The sequence below is a fragment of the Nonomuraea sp. NPDC003727 genome (assembly GCF_053586935.1).
The window spans coordinates 363,719-377,974 of the sequence record NZ_JBSFNE010000001.1 but is presented as its reverse complement, the minus strand read 5'-3'; the positions used below and the strand labels follow the sequence as shown (position 1 = coordinate 377,974).

14 protein-coding genes and 2 tRNA genes are annotated in these 14,256 nt (G+C 72.0%); 4 read left to right on the top strand and 12 right to left on the bottom strand.

The window, feature by feature from the left end; genetic code table 11:
- Window position 1: 1 nt before the first annotated feature.
- From ACWDLG_RS01955 to ACWDLG_RS01925, 7 genes are all read right to left on the bottom strand, one after another.
- Window positions 2–451 (bottom strand): MaoC family dehydratase N-terminal domain-containing protein, encoded by a 450-nt coding sequence (locus ACWDLG_RS01955; RefSeq protein WP_354907604.1) that lies wholly within the window; start codon window positions 449–451, stop codon window positions 2–4.
- Window positions 452–1,003: 552 nt separating this feature from the next.
- The gene (gene rpmG / locus ACWDLG_RS01950) at window positions 1,004–1,168 is read right to left on the bottom strand and encodes a 50S ribosomal protein L33 (protein ID WP_181616146.1); all 165 of its coding nucleotides are present in this window, start codon (window positions 1,166–1,168) and stop codon (window positions 1,004–1,006) included.
- A gap of 70 nt (window positions 1,169–1,238) precedes the next feature.
- Window positions 1,239–1,312: transfer RNA gene (locus tag ACWDLG_RS01945), tRNA-Met, on the bottom strand.
- 179 nt (window positions 1,313–1,491) lie between these two features.
- Window positions 1,492–1,564 (bottom strand) — tRNA-Thr (locus ACWDLG_RS01940).
- Between the two features lie 52 nt (window positions 1,565–1,616).
- Window positions 1,617–1,817, bottom strand: coding sequence for a transposase (locus ACWDLG_RS01935; RefSeq protein ID WP_449914948.1), 201 nt, complete (start codon window positions 1,815–1,817; stop codon window positions 1,617–1,619).
- Window positions 1,818–1,928: 111 nt separating this feature from the next.
- Window positions 1,929–2,372 carry a C40 family peptidase gene (locus ACWDLG_RS01930; protein ID WP_449914946.1) on the bottom strand — a complete coding sequence of 148 codons (444 nt, stop codon included), beginning with the start codon at window positions 2,370–2,372 and terminating at the stop codon, window positions 1,929–1,931.
- 29 nt (window positions 2,373–2,401) lie between these two features.
- Window positions 2,402–3,415 (bottom strand): GH25 family lysozyme, encoded by a 1,014-nt coding sequence (locus ACWDLG_RS01925; RefSeq protein ID WP_449914944.1) that lies wholly within the window; start codon window positions 3,413–3,415, stop codon window positions 2,402–2,404.
- Window positions 3,416–3,580: 165 nt separating this feature from the next.
- Between ACWDLG_RS01925 and ACWDLG_RS01920 the strand changes: the two genes are divergently transcribed.
- The 4 genes from ACWDLG_RS01920 to ACWDLG_RS01905 all read left to right on the top strand — a co-directional run bounded on the left by ACWDLG_RS01920 (window position 3,581) and on the right by ACWDLG_RS01905 (window position 8,869).
- Window positions 3,581–4,105 carry a GNAT family N-acetyltransferase gene (locus tag ACWDLG_RS01920; RefSeq protein WP_449914941.1) on the top strand — a complete coding sequence of 175 codons (525 nt, stop codon included), beginning with the start codon at window positions 3,581–3,583 and terminating at the stop codon, window positions 4,103–4,105.
- A 265-nt stretch (window positions 4,106–4,370) separates the two neighbouring features.
- On the top strand, window positions 4,371–4,811 hold the full coding sequence (locus tag ACWDLG_RS01915; RefSeq protein ID WP_449914938.1) for a hypothetical protein: 441 nt from the start codon (window positions 4,371–4,373) through the stop codon (window positions 4,809–4,811).
- Between the two features lie 496 nt (window positions 4,812–5,307).
- Window positions 5,308–6,567 carry a glycosyltransferase gene (locus ACWDLG_RS01910; protein ID WP_449914935.1) on the top strand — a complete coding sequence of 420 codons (1,260 nt, stop codon included), beginning with the start codon at window positions 5,308–5,310 and terminating at the stop codon, window positions 6,565–6,567.
- 28 nt (window positions 6,568–6,595) lie between these two features.
- Window positions 6,596–8,869 (top strand): hypothetical protein, encoded by a 2,274-nt coding sequence (locus tag ACWDLG_RS01905; RefSeq protein WP_449914932.1) that lies wholly within the window; start codon window positions 6,596–6,598, stop codon window positions 8,867–8,869.
- 113 nt (window positions 8,870–8,982) lie between these two features.
- On the opposite strand, the gene ACWDLG_RS01900 is transcribed toward ACWDLG_RS01905, so the two are convergent.
- The 5 genes from ACWDLG_RS01900 to ACWDLG_RS01880 form a co-directional block, all read right to left on the bottom strand.
- Entirely contained in the window at window positions 8,983–9,411 is a 429-nt protein-coding gene (locus ACWDLG_RS01900; protein WP_449914929.1) for a protein-tyrosine phosphatase family protein, read from the bottom strand.
- A 49-nt stretch (window positions 9,412–9,460) separates the two neighbouring features.
- A complete protein-coding gene (locus ACWDLG_RS01895) occupies window positions 9,461–10,519 on the bottom strand; it encodes a hypothetical protein (protein ID WP_449914926.1) in 1,059 nt (352 codons plus the stop codon).
- On the bottom strand, window positions 10,516–12,129 hold the full coding sequence (locus ACWDLG_RS01890; protein WP_449914924.1) for a hypothetical protein: 1,614 nt from the start codon (window positions 12,127–12,129) through the stop codon (window positions 10,516–10,518). Before ACWDLG_RS01890 ends, ACWDLG_RS01895 begins: the two co-directional genes overlap by 4 nt.
- 303 nt (window positions 12,130–12,432) lie before the next feature.
- Window positions 12,433–13,122, bottom strand: coding sequence for an ABC transporter ATP-binding protein (locus ACWDLG_RS01885; RefSeq protein WP_449914921.1), 690 nt, complete (start codon window positions 13,120–13,122; stop codon window positions 12,433–12,435).
- Window positions 13,119–14,138 carry an FtsX-like permease family protein gene (locus ACWDLG_RS01880; protein ID WP_449914918.1) on the bottom strand — a complete coding sequence of 340 codons (1,020 nt, stop codon included), beginning with the start codon at window positions 14,136–14,138 and terminating at the stop codon, window positions 13,119–13,121. Before ACWDLG_RS01880 ends, ACWDLG_RS01885 begins: the two co-directional genes overlap by 4 nt.
- Between the last annotated feature and the right edge of the window lie 118 nt (window positions 14,139–14,256).

Sequence of the window (14,256 nt, the reverse complement as noted above, 5' to 3'; positions counted from 1 at the left end):
CTCAGCCCGCCCCTCCGCGCTCGACGATCGTGTTGTAGGTGGTGCAGACCGGCTCCCCTGCCACCGTCGTGACGTCGCTCCTGATCGTCAGCAGTTCGTTACGGCCCGCGCTGCGGATCTCGGTGATCGTCGAGGTGGTGACGAGCTCGTCGCCGGGGTAGATCGGGCGGGTGTACTCGAAACGCTGCTCCCCGTGGACGACCATGGCCAGGTTGAGGCCCAGGTCGGGGTCGCCGAGCGCGTCGCCGCCGCTCTGCAGGCTGAACACGATGGGGAAGGTCGGCGGGGCGACCACGTCGGGATGCCCGGCGGCCTGCGCGGCCTCCCGGTCCCGGTAGATGGGGTTGCTGTCACCGATAGCCGCGGCGAACTCCTTGATCTTCACCCGGCTGACCTCGTACGAGGTGGTGGACGTGTAGGTCCGACCCACGAAATCACGGTTCAAGGCCATCAGTGCCCGTGCTCCTTAGGTGCGTTCTGGGCTGTTGAGCCGACGGTAACAGAACAACATTCGGCTGTCGCTGGTCCGCGACCCAAGGAAGGGTGCACGACCCAAGGAAGGGTGCACGCCCCAAGGAAGGCGCACGACCCAAGGAAGGGTGTGTCCCGGAGGGCGCGGGTCCAGGAGGGTGCGGGGTCCAGGAGCGTGTGGGATCCGGGAGGGCGCGGAGTCCAGGAAGGTGCAGGACCCGGGTAGGAGTGCGAATCCATGGAGGTGCGGGACCTGAAGGGAAGCCGGGGGGCGGGATCCAGGGAGACGCGGGACCTGGGACGAGCCGGTGAAGGGTGCGGGGTCCAGGGAGGGGCGGGGTCCAGGGAACGACAAACGGCGCCCCCCGTGGAGGACGCCGTTTGTGCTGAATGCGTCAGGAGCGCCGAGCGGCAGCCCGGTCGCCGTCTGCCGTGCCGTACACCTGGCTCGGTGGCTGGACTTGCAGCCACCGGCGCGGACCTCGGCCGGTCTCGCGGTGGGACGCCGTGTGTGGCGCCCACGGGCGCGGACCTAGCGGGTCTCGCGGTGCGCCTGGTGGGTGCGGCAGTTGGGGCAGTACTTCTTCAGCTCAAGCCGATCCGGGTCGTTGCGCCGGTTCTTCCGCGTGATGTAGTTGCGGTGCTTGCACTCCTGGCAGGCCAGCGTGATCTTCGGCCTAACGTCGGTGGCAGCCACGTGGGAGTGCCTTTCTACGTTTGGGACTGGGACACACCCGTGCCCGAGCGATGCACTCGGGTTCGGGTAGTAGCGGAGGCCGGACTTGAACCGGCGACACAACGATTATGAGCCGTTTGCTCTGCCTGACTGAGCTACTCCGCCTTGCTGCCGGTCGAAACTCCCGGCCAGTGAAGGATACCCGACCCTCGGAGTAGTCACGAACATGCCACGACTTCACCGGGTCGAGCGAGGTGCTTCCCAGTATGCCTCAGGAACCCCCCGCACCTGAAATCCATACAAGAAACGCCCGACCTCAAGGAAGGGCGGGCGTTCGAGCTGGGAGCCCCCAAACGGAATCGAACCGTTGACCTTCTCCTTACCATGGAGACGCTCTGCCGACTGAGCTATAGGGGCCTGTCCGCCGGGCCTTGCGGCGCTGTCGGACAGGTGTAACCATACACGGCCCCTAGCGATGATGCGAACTGGTGCGGCCCGCGAGCTCGACCACCTCGCACAGGTCCGCCAGGTCCACGTGCATCGCGACGGCTTCGACCGAAAGGCAGTCGGCCACGAGCCGGCCGTATCTCCGGACGCGGAGGACCTGCTGTCCCGCGCGCTCCGCGGGAACGATCTCCAGCCCTCTCGGGCCCACCCAGCGCCTGTTCATAGCGGCACAGAGTAGACCTCAGGTCTCTCATTTTTCGGAAGTCGTCACGGGTTACAGCCATACCAAAACAGTTCATGTGCCACGCGAGTCGCAAAAACCGTGACGCGGGTCTCAGAAGCGGTAGTAGCCGACGAGGTTCTTGCGCCGGTCGACGCGGTCCACGCGCACGACGGCCCCCGTCTCCGGAGCGTTCATCATCCGGCCGCCGCCGAGATAGATCCCCACGTGCTTGGTCCTCGGCCTGCCGAAGAACACCAGATCGCCCGGCTCCGGCTGGTCGACGCGGCGCATCCTGCGCAGGTGCTCGTCGGTGTTGCCGGGCCCCAGCACGTCCGCCCCGTACGCGCGGGCGTAGACCACCCGGGTCAGCCCCGAGCAGTCCAGCCCCCGCGTCCGGGTCGCGGGACACGGCTTGATCTTGCCGGTGTACCCCTGGCACGTTCCAGTCGACGGCCCCGGATCCTCCTTGTGCCCGCCGCCCCAGGAGTAGGGAATCCCCTGGTACTGGTAGGCCAGGCGGACGATGGACGGCATGGCGAGCTGGCGGAGCGGCATCGACGCCGGCACCGCCAGGAGGAGGACGGCTAACGCGCCGAGAGCGAGAGCTCGACCGAGCCCACCGTCACGTCGACGCCGACTCTGCCCGTGGCCTTCGAGGGCTTGGTCGCGATGGTGATCCGCAACGAGTGTCCTGGATTGACCTTGGGGATGAGGCATCGCACCGCCGTACCGCTGAACGAGCAACCGGGACCCGCCTTGACCACCTTCTGCCCGCCGAACGTGCGGCCCTCGAGCCTGACGTCGGTGACAGGGTGGACACCGGTGTTCTTCAGCGTGATCGTGTAGAGCTTCCTGCTTCTGGCCGCCCCGGTCACCGTCACCTCGGCGGGCGGGTTGGCCAGCGCCTTGAGCTGCGACTCCGAGCCGTTGAACGAGTTCTGGCCGCCGACCAGGGGGCCTTTGTCGGCCGACTGCCAGAAGGTGTGCTTCTTCCATCCTGAGGGGAGTTCGCCGGGTTCGGTGCCCCAGCGGGCCAGCCACAGCGGATTCTTCGCGAACTTCTTGGTGTCGCCCGTGCAGGTCTTCCACCAGCTGGTGGTGGTGTAGATGGCCGCATGGCGCCTCGTGCGCTCGCGGTAACGCCTGGTGAAGTCGCCGATCCAGGTGACCATGTCCTCGGGGGACAGGTCGTAGCAGGAGTTCTTGCCGTTCTTGTCCTTGTAGGGGTTGTCCTCGACGTCGAGCACGCCGGGCAGGGTCAGGCCGTCGGAGGTCCACGCGCCGCCGTTGTCGACGAAGAAGTCCGCCTGGGCGGCCCCGTCCGTCTCGTGCGGCTGGGCGAAGTGGTAGGCGCCCCTGAGCAGCCCCGCCGCCGCGGCTCCGCCGTGCTGCGCGGCGAAGCGCGGGTTGCGGTAGTCGGCGCCCTCGGTGGCCTGCACGAACGCGAACCGGCCGCCGCCGTCGCGTACCTTGGCCCAGTCGACGTCGCCGGTCCAGTTGCTCACGTCCACGCCTTGCACCTCGTCCGCCGCGTGGGCGGTCGCGGGGGCTAACAGTCCGGCCACCGAGATCGCGGCCGCCAGCGTCAGGCGTCTCATACGCGTCCTTCCGGGGGGTGACAGAGGCATGATCTTCTCGAAGGACGGCGGAACGCCGCAACCTCTGGAGAACTGGACGCCATGGACCACATCGGCACACCCTCGCCCGCACGCCCGCCCGCGAAGCGGACCGCGTCAAGCGGGAACGATCCTCTCGTCGTACCCGTGCTGGACGCCGGCGGGCGGTTCGTGCTGCGCCGCTGGGAGCTGGGTGACGTCGAGGCCGTGCGGGAGGCGGCGCGGGACCCGTACATCCCGCTGATCACCAGCGTGCCGCCGGTCTACAGCGAGGCGGAGGGCGCCGCCTTCGTCCGGCGGCAGTGGGACAGGGCCGAGACCGGGGCCGGCTACTCCTTCGCGATCGCGGACGCCCGCTCCGGCCGCGCGGTGGGCCAGATCGGCCTGTGGCCGGGCGCCAACGGCCGGGCGTCGGTGGGGTACTGGGTGGCCGGGTCGGCCCGCGGGCAGGGCGTCGCGTCCGCCGCCCTGCTGGCGATCTCGGCCTGGGGGCTGGACGAGCTGCGCATCCCGCGGCTGGAGCTGCACGTCGAGCCGTGGAACGCGGGTTCGTGGAAGGCCGCCGAGCGGGCCGGGTTCGAGCGGGAGGGTCTGCTGCGCAGTTGGATGGAGGTGGGCGGCGCGCGCAGGGACATGTACGTCTACGCGAAGATCACTGGTACGGATCGGTGATCTCGCGCAGGCGGGTCAGCGCGCGGCGGAGGTGGGCGGCGTCGCGACTGCCGAGGTGCCGCGTCCATTCCGCGGCACGCCATCGACCACGAGCGGTCCGGCCTCGCGGACCTCCTCGACGAGCTGTCCGAGCGGGAGTGGGAGACCCCGTCCCTGTGCGAGGGCCGGCGGGTGCGCGACGTGGCGGCCCACCTGACGCTCTCCCCACACCGGCCCGGGACGCGCGGCCTACGAGCTGCTGCGGGCCCGCGGAGACCTGAACCGCATGATCCACGACACCGCCGTACGGCAGGCCGCGCTGCCCGTCCAGCGGTACGGCGCGCTGCTCAGGGACATGGTGGGCTCGCGCAGGAAGGCGCCCGTCATCAGCCACTTCGAGCCGCTCATCGACGTTCTCGTGCACGGACAGGACATCGCGCTCCCGCTGGGGCGGGAACGGCCCATGCCGGTGCGGCCCACGGCGGCCGCCGCGACCCGGGTGTGGGGCATGGGGTGGCCGTTCCGGGCGCGACACCGGCTGGCGGGTCTCCAACTGGTCGCCACCGACTGCACGTGGTCGGCGGGGCAGGGCGCGCGGGTCGAGGGCGATATCAGGGCGATCCTGCTGCTGCTGCTGGCCGGCCGAGGGGCCGCCGCCCTGCCCCGGCTGTCCGGAGCAGGCCACGCCGACCTGCGCACCCGCCTTACCCCGGCCACCCGCTCGTAGACCGGCAAGTGTCTCGGCCCGGATGGGGGTGGGCGCGGGTCCGGCCGTCGGAGGGGGGCCGAGCGTCCGTGGACCGGCGAGGGTCTGTCATCTGAGAGTCGATCGTCCGTGGGCCGGCGGGGTCTGTCATTTGAGAGTCGATCGTCCGTGAACGGGGGACGCCGGACCGGCCGCCTGGTCTCCTGGCCGTCCGGCGTGGGGCCGGTCCCGGATGGCGCGGGCCAGAGACGCCATATCGGCCGTCGAAGGGTTGGCAAAGCCGGATCGGCCCTTTCCGGCCCGCCAGGTCTGCCTGCGGTAAAGGCTCGGCAACAGCACGGTACTCGAACCATGAATCGCAGGGGTTCGTCCCGACCGGGGCAAGACGATCGTCACTGGGCTGCGGGACCACCCGCGCCGGCATGGTCACGCGCGGCGAACGAACGGATGCATTCATGCGCGATGTGAAGATCGGGCGGCCGATGGGCGATGGCGGAGCGGACCGGGAGGGGCGCGGATGAACGCGCCTGTCGCCACCCGGACGAAGACGGCGTTCCGGCCCGAGCTCGCACCGGACGGCACGGCTGAGCCGGTCGTCGACGTCGTCATCCCGGTGCTGAACGAGGAACTGGCGCTCCCCGGGTGCGTCAAGACGCTGCACGCCTTCCTGTCGGAGTCGTTCCCGCTGCCGTGGCGCATCACGATCGCCGACAACGGCAGCACCGACCGGACCTGGCCCATCGCGCAGGAGCTCAGCCGTACCTACGAGAACGTGTACGCGCGGCGGCTGGACATCAGGGGCCGCGGGGCGGCGCTGAAGCAGACCTGGCGGGAGAGCCCGGCCGCGATCGTCGCCTACATGGACGTCGACCTGTCCACCGACCTGGACGCGTTCCTGCCGCTGGTGGCCCCGCTGATCAGCGGCCACTCCGAGGTGGCCATCGGGACGCGGCTCGCGCGTACGGCCCGGGTGCACCGCAGCGTCAAGCGGGAGATCGTCTCCCGCGCCTACAACATGATCATCAGGATGGGCTTCGGGGCCGGGTTCAGCGACGCGCAGTGCGGTTTCAAGGCCGTCCGGGCCGACCGGGTCCGGCCGCTCCTGGACAAGATCGCCGACGACAAGTGGTTCTTCGACACGGAGCTGCTGCTGCTGGCCGAGTACAACGGGCTGCGCATCCACGAGACACCCGTCGACTGGTACGAGGACGTCGACACCCGGGTCAAGGTCTGCCGCACCGCCTATGACGATCTCCGCGGCCTGTGGCGCATGGCCTGGGCGATGTCGACGGGCGCGGCGCGGGTGCCGGTGCCCAGGCGCTCGGAGCTCGCGCCGCTCCACCCGCAGGCCACGATCGCCGAGCCGCGCAACCCGCTGCTGGCCAAGCTGTTGTCGTTCGCGCTGGTCGGAGTGGTCAGCACGGTGCTGCACACGCTCCTGTACCTGCTGCTGCGCACCGCCTGGTCGCCCGCGATGGCCAACCTGGCCGCGCTCTGCGTGGCCACGCTGTTCAACACCGAGGCCAACCGGCGCTGGACCTTCCGCCGCCACGGCGGCCCCCGGCTGCGCGCCCACTTCCGTGCCGGGTTGCTGTTCGCGCTGAACTACCTGGTGACCACGGTCGTCGTCACGGCAGTCGTCCAGTCCCTGCCCGAACACGGGCGGGGCCTGGAGGTCGCCACCCTCGTCGTCTCCTATCTGGCGATCACGGTCTTCCGCTTCGTCGCCCTGGACCGCTGGGTGTTCCGCTCGGCGCGCCCGACATTCACGGCATAGGCCCGGTACGCCGCAGGAGGGTGACGCGATGACCACGGCGATCATCGAGCGCGCGGGAGCCGCCGAAGCGGCCGCGCCGAGGCCGGGGCGGCGGTTGGCGGGCGCGCTTCCCGGCGCCGTCGCCGTCCTGGTGGCGGCCGGAACGCTGCTGGTCCACGGCACGCCGCCCAAAGACGTCGCGGTCTTCGCGGCGTATGTCGCGCTCGCCCTCACCCTGCCAGGAACCCTGCTCTGGCGGGCGCTCACCCGCCTGCGGCTGCCCACGGCCGTCGACCTGGCCGCGGGAACCGCCCTCGGGTACACGCTGGAGATCTTCACCTACATGGCGGCCAGGGCGGCCGGCCAGCCCCGCCTGGCCGTCCTCGGCCCGGCGGCGGTCCTCGTGGCCTTCGTCGCGGTTCCGCGCCTGCGCCGGCACTGGCTGCCCGGCGCGCGGCCGCGCATCCCCCTCGGGTACGGCGCGGCGCTCAGCGCGGTGTTCTGCTTCCTGACCGTCTCCAGCGGGCTCACCTTCTTCGCCGGCCACGGCCTGCGGTGGCCGGGGAACGCGACGCCGTACGTGGACATGCCGTTCCACCTGTCGCTCGTCGGGGAGCTGCGGCACCACATGCCGCCGACCGTGCCCCACGTCATGGGCGAGCCGCTGTCCTACCACTGGTTCGTCTACGCGGACATGGCCGCCACGAGCTGGGCGACCGGCATCGAGGCCCAGACGATCCTGTACCGCCTCGCCATGCTGCCGATGCTGGCGATCTTCGTCGTGCTCGTCCCTGCCGTCGCGTACCTGATCACCCGCTCCTGGCTGCCCGGCGTGCTGGCGCTCGCCGCGACCTACCTGCTGGCCCCGCCGAACCCCTACGCCTGGTTGCCCGGCCCCTTCACCTCAGGTCCGCTGGACGCTTCGCTGGCCTGGCTGAGCCCCACGCAGACCTTCGGCGCGGCCCTCTTCGGCGCTCTCGCGCTGCTGGTGGTCGGCCTGCTGCGCGGGGACGGGCGGCGGAAGGCGACGTTCGTTCCGGTGGTCGTGCTGCTGGTCGCCCTGTCAGGGGCGAAGGCGACCTATCTGCCCCTGCTGCTGGCCGGGATCTGCCTGCTGGTCGTGGTGGACTGGGTGAGGTCGCGGCGGGTGGACCGCGGCGTCCTCCTGCTCGGCGCTGTCACGCTCGCCACGCTGGCGTTCGCCCAGCTCGTCCTCTTCGGCGGGGCGTCGCAGGGGATGCGGCTGTGGCCGTACTCGACGACCTTCCGGATGGTCGCGACGTGGACGACGACGGCCCGCATCGACGAGGTCCCGCTCGCGCCCGTCGTCATCTCGGTGACCTTCCTGCTGGCGTGGGCCGCGCTCTGGGTGGGGGCGTTCGGGCCCCGGCGCAAGCCTGGATCGGCCGAGGACCGGGGGCTGACCCTGTTCCTCGGGGTCGGCCTCGGCTCGCTCGGGGCGGTGCTGTTCCTGGGGCATCCGGGGATGAGCCAGCTCTACTTCCTCACCGCGGCCCGGCCGTACCTGTGGATCGTCGCCGCCGTGGGGGCGCTCGCCGCGCTCGACGCGCTTCCCCCGCGGCGCCGCCCCGTGCTCGCCGGCGCGGCCGTCGCCGCGGGGACGGCCGTCGTGCTCCTGTTCCGGGCGGTGGGGCACGCCTTCCCGCCCCAGCTCGCCGTCCTCGGCGACACGGGGTTCAGCGCGGCCTTCCTCCTGCCCTTCGCCGCGCTGGCCGTGATCGTGCTCGCCGTGGCGGTGTCGCTGCGGCGCGTCCCGTGGCGGCGGGCGGCGGTGCTGTTCGTCGTCGTCGGGCTGTCGGCGCCCTCGGCGGTGCCGCCGGTGCGCAACGCGCTGACATCGCGCGGCAGCCCCTCGGAACGGGAGATCCCGGTGGGGGGCATCGCGGCCGCGCGCTGGGTGCGCGACCACTCCGACCCCGGCGACGTCCTGGCGACCAACGCGCACTGCCGCGTCACCGTGCGGCTGTGCGACAGCAGGCACTTCTGGATGTCGGCGTACGCCGAGCGGCGCGTCCTGGTCGAGAGCTGGTCCTACACCGCGACGAACCTGGCGGCGTTGCAGGACGTCAACCGGCAGTCCATGGCCGCCCAGCCGTTCTGGGACGGCGCGCTGCTGGCGGCCAACGACGCCGTCTTCACCGCACCCACCGCGGAGGCGGCGCGCCTGCTCAGGGAGCGGTACGGCGTGCGCTGGCTGCTGGCCCATCACTGGCGAAGGACACCGGTCGCCCCCGAGCTCGCCGCCTTCGCCACGCTTCGCTTCGCCAAGGGCCGGTTCGCCGTGTACGAGCTGACCGGCTGAGCAGCGGGCTTCCGGCTGGGCGCCCCGACGGTCGCCGCGCCGTCCGAGGAACGCGTGCGCCGGGAAACAACGCGTGCGCCGGGAAACAACGCGTGCGCCGGGAACCGGAGCCGCTACCGGAAGCGCCGGACGAAGCGGCGCTGCCACGGCGTCTCGACGGCGCGCCGGGCGTAGTGCGCCCTGACGTAGCCGACCGCCTCGCCGCTCGGCACGCCGTCCAGCACGGCGAGGCAGGCCAGTGCCGTACCGGTGCGCCCCATCCCGCCCCCGCAGGCGACCTCGACCCGCTCGCTCTCGGCGCGCGCCCATGCCTCGCGCAGCGCGTCGGCGGTCGCCGTACGGTCGGACGGCAGCCAGAAGTCGGGCCAGCGGAGCCAGCGGGCCTCCCAGGCGACGGCCGGCGGCTCGTGGCCCAGCAGGTGGAGCGCGAAGGACGGCTCCGGCCCGGCGGGGAGCGGTCGCCGCAGCCCCCGGCCGCGCACCAGCCGGCCCGACGGCAGCCGCAGCACGCCGTCCGCCTCGGGATCCCATGGTGTGATCATTCGCCGGAGCGTAGCCGGTCGCCGGGCGGGAGCGGGCGCGGAACGGACCTCAGCCGGTCCAGTTCGCTGAGAGCAGGGCGGGCACGGCGCCCTGCCTCGCGGAGAGGAAGACCAGCAGGGGCGCGGCAGGAGCGGGCAGCTCCAGCTCGAGGATGTTGCCCGCCGTCGTGGCCCTGACGGGACCGGCCAGAGCCCCGTCCCTGACGCTCACGATCTGGTCCACGGACGGCGCCGCCGTACCGAGGGCCTCGCGGGTCCGGTGGCGCAGCCGCCGCGCCTCGACGCCCGCCCGGCGGAGGACCCGGCGCGCCGGCGCGCGGTCCCTCGCCGTGGTGGCCCGGCCGGCGGTGTCCGCCATGCTGCCCAGCCGGAAGGTCAGCCTGCCGCCCGAGCCGGCGACGCCCGGCGGGACGGGGTTGACCACGAACAAACCGGAACGCAGCGAGCGGCTGCCGCGCCGGTGCAGGTGGGCCAGGCCGCCTCCGCTGACCAGCGACAGGGCCTCGCAGCCGGCGCCGTCCGCTCGCTCGCTTCGCGGGACCGCCTTCCCCTCCGGCGCCTCCTCGATCACGACGCCGTCGACGCGCAGACCCGCCGCGCCACCGCCCATGACGCGGCCCGCCACCGCCTCGCGCGCCTCCCGGGACAGCCCGTGCCCTTCGGTGATGTCCAGGGCCTCCACGCAGATCAGGCCGTCGTCGGGCACCTCGTCGGGCAGCAGGTCGAAGACGGCGCGCGCGCTCGTGATGCCCTTGCCGCCCTTCAGCAGGACGCACTGCCGCAGCTGCCCCTGGGCGCGCACCTGCACCAGGCGCGGCGGCAGCTGATGCGCTTTGACCAGGTCCGAGGACCCCGGCAGGTGCCAGCCGGGCACCGAGACGGCGTCCAGGGCCAGCGTCACCGTGACGCGCAGGCGGCGGCCCCCGGCCGCGACCTTGAACCCCATGAGCCCCGAGCGCTCGAACCGGCCCACGATCCGCCTGCCCCGGTGGAACTGGTCGGTCACCGTCAACGCCGCCGCCTGACCGTCGAACACCTCGACCGGTGGCCGCAGCTCGGCGACCGCCTCGTCGAGCCAGGTGGCGAAGCCGTTCAGGAGTATGGTCATGATGTGCTCCTCGATGCGGTGAGGGCCGCGGCGAGCCCTGCTGGATCCCGGAAGTCGAACCGGCTGAGCAGCGGCTCGCGCCGCCCCCACATGCGGCGCACCGCGCAGTGCAGCGGGTCGCCGTCACGCTCCACGTGCTGCAGGCCGACGGTGAGCGCGCGCAGGTACTCCTCGCCCTCGCCCATCTCCGCGTGCGGCAGCACCGGCGAGGACACGTCGGCCCCGCTACGGGACAGCCACAGCCACAGCCGGGCCCGCTCCCGCTGCTCAGGGCCCAGGACCGGGCCGCCCTTGACCAGATCGGCGACGGACTCGCCCAGCAGGGCCCAGTAGTCGTCCCGCGTCTCGGCGACGTGCGTGAGGCCGCAGCCGCTCCACTCCGCCCAGCCCGCCTGGATCACCGGGACGCCGAACGCGGGCAACTCGCCGCAGACGCCGCCGCGCACCGTGACGCCCACGTCGGTCATGCTCCACAGCATGTTCCTCGACAGCTCCAGGCTCGTCGCGAAGGCCAGGTGCGAGCGTCCGGAACAGCGTGCGGCGACGGAGGCGAAGTGACCGGTGGTGTCGTACCGGTCCTGGCCGGGGTGGTCGAGGAAGAGCCAGTTCACCGACTCCTCGGCCACGGCGTACGCGGCGGTCTCCTCCAGCCACTCCGCCAGGTCGTCGAACAGCTCGCGGTTCGACCCGACGGCGTCCGACACGGCCTGGTTGAACACGGTGACGAGGGGGCGCTCCGGCCCGAGGCCGAGCCGGTGGCAGCCGTGCTCGCGCAGCTGGCGGCGCTCGGTCTCGGTGCGTACCTCGAAGGGGCCGCCCCCGCCTGGACCGGTCTTCGCGCGCCACGCCACCTGCTCGGCGTTCGGCCTGACGAGGTCCCTGTACGGCCAGACGTGCCAGTCGAAGTAGCGGGCGATCTCGCCGGTGAGCTCCTCGCGGAAGGTACCCGTCCCCTGGCGCGCTTCGGGGAAGAGCGTGTACGCCTTCAGCGACCCGGTGCTCTGCACGTGCACGACCGGGACGTCCATCCGCATCGCCGTGTCGACCGCCAGCCCCCACTGGTCGTAGTCGACCTGGCTGGTGACCAGCGCGGTGGGCGACAGGTCGGAGAAGATCCGCTCGTAGACCGCCGACAGCGCCCTGGCGCGGGCGCGGCGCGCGCGGTACCGCTCGTCCTCGGTACGGGGCAGCCGTGGCACCCGGTTGAGCCGGAGCAGGCTCGCCTTCTCCAGCGCGTCCAGCGTGGCCTGCTCGACCCCGGCCGCGGGAGCGTCACCCTCCCTCGCCAGCCGGCGCTCGGTGAGATCGTGCACGTCGATGATGTCGTCCGCGCCGAACGCCTCCGCCAGCCTGCGTACCCGCGCCACGTCGAAGTCCTCGCACAGCAGCCGGCTCCACTCCCGGTCGAGACCGGTGAGCACGACCAGCCGTGCGGAGGTCAGATCGCAGATCGCGTTGGCCAGCATCAGGTTGCGGACGATCACCCGGATGTCCTGGTGCATGGCCTCGGCCACCACGCAGGTCCCGGGCTGGGAAGGACGCCTGCCCCAGTAGGCCCTCGCAGCGGAGAGCAGGCGGTCGAACTGCTCTCCTCCCCCGACAAGACGCATCTGCCCCTCCATCGTTCATCGGCGTGGCGGCCGCGTTGACCTTGCCAGGAGGGGCGGAGATCGGGCCCGCCAACACGCGATCCTTTGCCATGGCCGCCGGGCGGTTTTACCTGGCGGGGCTCGCGCCGGAGGGCATTACCACGATCTCGCACGGGCTTCAAGTCACGAGAATTCGTGACCTGACGGGGCGGACGCGCTCTGGCGTACTGGAGGCATGACCTGAGCCCGGGACCGGTAGCGGCGACCGGGCTCCCGACCGGGCGGTCCTGTTCTGCGTGGTGGCATTCACGGGGGTCACCACGCTCACCCGGTCGGCGACCACCCGCCGCTGGTGAGGATGCCGTCGGTCATGGTCACGACGGTGTCGACCATCGCGAGGGTGGAGGTGTCGTGGGTGACCATCACGGTCGCCAGGTTGTTCTTCCTGGTGAGTGTGGCCAGCAGGGCGACGATCAGCTCGCCGCGGCGGTGGTCGAGGGCGCTGGTGGGTTCGTCCACCAGCAGGATCTCGGGCTCGTTCATCAGGGCGCGGGCGATGTTGACCCGCTGACGCTCGCCGCCGGACAGCTGATGGGGCAGCTTGCCGTGCTTGTCGGCCAGGTCGACGGCGCCCAGGAGCTCGCGGGCGCGCGCGGACGCGGCGGCGGGTCTGGTGCCCGCGATGTGGGCCATGACCAGGAGCTGGTCGAGCGCGGTCAGCGAGGGCAGCAGGTTGGACTGCTGGAAGATGATCCCGATGTGGTCGCGGCGTATCCGGGTTCTGGCCGCCTGACCGGCGTCGGTGACGTCGGTCCCGGCCACCGACACGGTGCCGGAGGTGGGGCGGATGAGCGTCGCGGCGACGGCCAGCAGGCTGGACTTGCCCGACCCGGACGGGCCGACGACAGCGGTGAACTCGCCGGGCGCGACCGCCAGGTCGACATGGTTCAGGGCGGTGAGGGTGCGCTCGCCGTCGGGGTAGGTCAGGACGACGTCGGTGAGCTTGAGGGTCATCGGGAGGCTCCCAGAGCGGTCAGCGGGTCAACCGAGGTGATCTTGTGGATGGCCAGGGCGGCGCCGCCGGCGCCCAGGGCGATCATCACGACCACGGGGACGATCGTGGTGGCGGGCGACAGCACGAACGGGACGGTGCCTTCGACCAGCGCGCCGAAGCCGGCGCCGAGCGCGCCGCCGATGCCGGCGCCCAGCAGCAGCACGACGACGGCCTGGGCGAGCGCGTCGCGCAGCAGGTAGCCGGTGCCGGCGCCCAGCGCCTTGAGCACGGCGACGTCGCCGCGCCGCTGGATGGTCCACACGGTGAAGAAGGCGCCGATGACCAGGGCGGAGATCGCGAACAGGAAGCCGCGCATCAGCTGCAGCGAGCCGTTCTCCGAGGTGTAGGAGCCGACCGCGGCCGGGGCGTCGGCCAGCGGGACGGTGGTGGTGCCCAGCCGGGTGTCGGCGGCGGTCAGGCCGGTCAGGTCGGCCTGGTCGCCGGTGCGCAGGGCCAGGACGGTCGCCGCCGTGTCGGGTTCGCCCTGGCGGGCCAGCGGGGTCCAGTCCTCGACGCTGATCCAGGCGACCGGGGTGTGGCTGTAGGAGGCCGTGCCGTCGCCGACGACGACGGTGAAGTCGCGGCCCAACAGCTGCACCGTGTCCCCGGCCGACAGGTCGCTGTCGCCGGCCAGGGCCGTCGGCAGCACCACGGTGCCGGCGCGCAGCGACGCCGGGGCGAGCCGGCCGCCGGGCTGGGCGGCGAAGACGGCGACGGCCTCGCTGTCGTCGCCGCGGGTCAGGCGGGCCATGGACACGCCGAGGCGTTCGGCCTGGACGTGGTCGACGGCCTGCCACGCCTTCCAGGCGCTCTCGCTGATCCGGCTGTCGGCGAAGGCGGGTTTGTCCCCGCCGGAGAAGACGATGTGGTCGGCAGGCAGGTTCTCGACCGCGGAGATGTTCTCGCGGGCCAGGCCGGCGGTCAGGCCGGACAGCATGGTCACCAGCAGCGTGATGAGCACGACGACGACACCCATGAGGGCGAAGCGTCCTTTGGCGAAGCGTAGGTCTCTGAGCGCCACGAACACGGCGCGTCCTCCTGGGTGGCGGTGGGTGAGGGGGTGCGCCTCCCAGCGTGCGCGGTCCGGCCGCGGT

Excerpts from the sequence above, each read along its gene's own strand:
- ACWDLG_RS01955 (WP_354907604.1), bottom strand. The coding sequence starts at position 451 with ATGGCCTTGAACCGTGATTTCGTGGGTCGGACCTACACGTCCACCACC.
- ACWDLG_RS01935 (WP_449914948.1), bottom strand. The coding sequence starts at position 1,817 with ATGAACAGGCGCTGGGTGGGCCCGAGAGGGCTGGAGATCGTTCCCGCG.
- ACWDLG_RS01930 (WP_449914946.1), bottom strand. The coding sequence starts at position 2,372 with ATGCCGCTCCGCCAGCTCGCCATGCCGTCCATCGTCCGCCTGGCCTAC.
- ACWDLG_RS01925 (WP_449914944.1), bottom strand. The coding sequence starts at position 3,415 with ATGAGACGCCTGACGCTGGCGGCCGCGATCTCGGTGGCCGGACTGTTA.
- ACWDLG_RS01915 (WP_449914938.1), top strand. The coding sequence starts at position 4,371 with ATGATCCACGACACCGCCGTACGGCAGGCCGCGCTGCCCGTCCAGCGG.
- ACWDLG_RS01910 (WP_449914935.1), top strand. The coding sequence starts at position 5,308 with ATGAACGCGCCTGTCGCCACCCGGACGAAGACGGCGTTCCGGCCCGAG.
- ACWDLG_RS01905 (WP_449914932.1), top strand. The coding sequence starts at position 6,596 with ATGACCACGGCGATCATCGAGCGCGCGGGAGCCGCCGAAGCGGCCGCG.
- ACWDLG_RS01900 (WP_449914929.1), bottom strand. The coding sequence starts at position 9,411 with ATGATCACACCATGGGATCCCGAGGCGGACGGCGTGCTGCGGCTGCCG.
- ACWDLG_RS01895 (WP_449914926.1), bottom strand. The coding sequence starts at position 10,519 with ATGACCATACTCCTGAACGGCTTCGCCACCTGGCTCGACGAGGCGGTC.
- ACWDLG_RS01890 (WP_449914924.1), bottom strand. The coding sequence starts at position 12,129 with ATGCGTCTTGTCGGGGGAGGAGAGCAGTTCGACCGCCTGCTCTCCGCT.
- ACWDLG_RS01885 (WP_449914921.1), bottom strand. The coding sequence starts at position 13,122 with ATGACCCTCAAGCTCACCGACGTCGTCCTGACCTACCCCGACGGCGAG.
- ACWDLG_RS01880 (WP_449914918.1), bottom strand. The coding sequence starts at position 14,138 with ATGGGTGTCGTCGTCGTGCTCATCACGCTGCTGGTGACCATGCTGTCC.